Source organism: Pseudoalteromonas sp. SR45-5, from assembly GCF_014163565.1.
GTDB lineage: Bacteria > Pseudomonadota > Gammaproteobacteria > Enterobacterales > Alteromonadaceae > Pseudoalteromonas > Pseudoalteromonas distincta.
Genome location: NZ_JACJDN010000567.1, coordinates 1 through 2,573, shown reverse-complemented (window position 1 = coordinate 2,573; position 2,573 = coordinate 1). Strand labels below are relative to the sequence as shown.

At 38.7% G+C, this 2,573-nt stretch carries 2 protein-coding genes; one reads left to right on the top strand and one right to left on the bottom strand.

Features of this window, described 5'->3' with window-relative positions:
• Positions 1-338 precede the first annotated feature (338 nt).
• Complete coding sequence (locus H5072_RS16575; protein WP_182694158.1) at positions 339-1,775, top strand: sigma-54-dependent Fis family transcriptional regulator; 1,437 nt, start codon at positions 339-341, stop codon at positions 1,773-1,775.
• A gap of 196 nt (positions 1,776-1,971) precedes the next feature.
• Here the strand turns inward: H5072_RS16575 and H5072_RS16570 are convergent.
• Positions 1,972-2,573 (bottom strand): O-antigen ligase (locus H5072_RS16570; protein ID WP_182694157.1); only part of this gene is annotated, 602 nt, incomplete at its 5' end.

Genomic DNA, 2,573 nt, shown 5'->3' with positions numbered 1-2,573 from the left:
CAAAGCAATATTAATGCCAAGCATTTTCACTTATTTATGTATCGGCATTTGTAACTTCAACTTAAATTTATAATTGAGTTTATTTACTAACAATAGCATTTTTATTGCAGAGTAAATTAATTTTTAGGGCTAAGTTATAGTTAGGTAATAGTTAAGTAATGGCTAAGTTAAAACTATAACCCATACTTAATGATTAACTATTAAGTATGATTGACTTAACTAGCCCGCCTGTTTTTTGGCGTTTATGTCAAAAAACTGCCGCTATCACTTGCATCCATGCTGAACTGGCTTACAATTTAAATAATTATACAAATTAGTGAAAGTACGGCTCGCTAAATATGATCTTGATTTTAGATAATAATAACAACCGCGCAATAGGATTAAATGCTTCACTTAGCTTTATTGGTGAAGCTGTACAACTATTAAGCGAAGACTGCTTTGAACAAGAATGCAAAAAATATCAGCAGCAAGAATGCATGATTATTTTAGGAGCGTTGCAATCACTTGACCACGAAAGCTTAATTAAACGCTATCCAACATTACCGTTTTTATTAATTGGCGAAACGCTAAAACCACTATTAAGTATAGCTAATGTGGTGGGGCTTATTTGCGAGCCATTTAATCACGAAGTGACAACGCAGTTACTTCACGATTGCCAGCAGTATCAGCGCATGTTGCCAAATGAGCATAAGCATTCTAAACCACATAAAACTTTTGACGGACTTGTTGGTGAAACAGAGGCCGTAAAAGATGTTCGCTTTTTAATTGAACAAGTGGCAAAAACCGACGCTAATGTTTTAATTTTAGGCGAATCAGGCACAGGTAAAGAAGTGGTTGCCCGTAATGTTCACTTGCTTTCAAAGCGTATTAATGGACCGTTTGTACCTGTTAACTGTGGTGCTATTCCGGCTGAGCTGCTCGAAAGTGAACTATTTGGCCACGAAAAAGGCGCGTTTACTGGTGCTATATCGGCTCGTAAAGGGCGGTTTGAACTAGCTCAAGGTGGAACGCTATTTTTAGATGAAATAGGCGATATGCCACTGCAAATGCAAGTTAAGTTGCTGCGAGTATTGCAAGAACGCAGCTACGAACGTGTTGGTGGTACAAAGGCAATCCAAGCTGATGTACGCGTTATTGCGGCCACGCATCGTAATCTTGAAACAATGATTGAAGAGGGCAGTTTTAGGGAAGATTTATATTACCGTTTAAATGTATTCCCTATCGAAAACCCATCGCTGAGTGAACGAGCTGATGATATTCCGCTGCTTTTAAAAGAGTTAATGCGCCGTGTTAACGACCAGACTGGTTCTACCGCTAAGTTTACAGAGCGCGCAGTTGAGAGCTTAAAAGAACATGCTTGGCCTGGTAATATTCGTGAGCTTGCTAATTTGGTGGAGCGTATGGTTATTATGTTCCCTGACAAAGTGGTTGATATTCCTGATTTACCTAACAAATATCGTTACATTGAAGTTGAAGCCTACGAGCCAGAATACCCTGAAGAGTTAATGGAAAAAGACGCCTTTAACGACATATTTAGCACAGGCTTTAGTGATTACGAAAGTGAGCCAGACGCTGAGTTTAGCCAAACGGGTAGTGGGCTATTACCTGATGATGGTATTGAACTTAAAGATTATTTAGCCGAACTTGAAATAAGCTTAATTACCCAAGCGTTAGAGCGCTATGATTACGTTGTAGCTCGCGCTGCAGAGATATTAGGGGTTCGCAGAACAACACTCGTTGAGAAAATGAAAAAGTATAATCTTTCACGAGATTAGAAGTACGAAAATGGTGAAATACTTTTCGTTATTTATTATTCATTTGTGATCAATCACTTTACGGGCTTTGCCCGTCACGCAAGCATGGCGTCTACAAGATAACCCAAACTTAAACCTTGGCGGTAGACGCTGAGCTTGCTCGCGTGAGAAGCCCAGCTTGTAATCACTCTATATTGGTAATTACTTGGCTTTGTATTTAACTATGCTCTTTTCGGCTTCGTTTAGACGCAGGTAACTTACTACTCAATATTGCTAAACATAAAATAGTCATAAATAACATCGAGTTTGCTCCAGCTTGCAAAGAGTAATCTACCAACGAATGCAGCAACATATCTATAATTGCAATGGCACAACCAAAGGCAACACCCTGAAACAGCGCTGTTTTACGCTTTCGCATAGTCGCTATACATAACCATAAACAATAAAGTATAAGTGAGCCTAGTGCGGCTGTAGTGGGTATACCCAGCTCTACTGCAAACTGTACGTAATCGTTATGGGCATTATCGTAGTAACCTGAATAAGGCTCAGACTGATACGCTGGAAACGCAGTATAAAATGTACCACCACCAGAGCCCAACAAAGGCTTATCTAAAATAAGGGGTATTGAATCACGTACAACTTCGTCACGGGTTTCTGATGAAATACTGGTTTCGCTTATACGCTGTTTAACTTTTTCTACATCAAATATAGCGCCAATAATAATTAAATCTATTATAAAAAAACTAACTATAAGTAGTTTAAACGCTTTAGGTTTTTGCCTGTAAATAAAAAACGCGAGTAAGCTAACAACCATTAATG

Coding starts and splice junctions, on each gene's coding strand:
- H5072_RS16575 (WP_182694158.1), top strand. CDS start 339: ATGATCTTGATTTTAGATAATAATAACAACCGCGCAATAGGATTAAAT.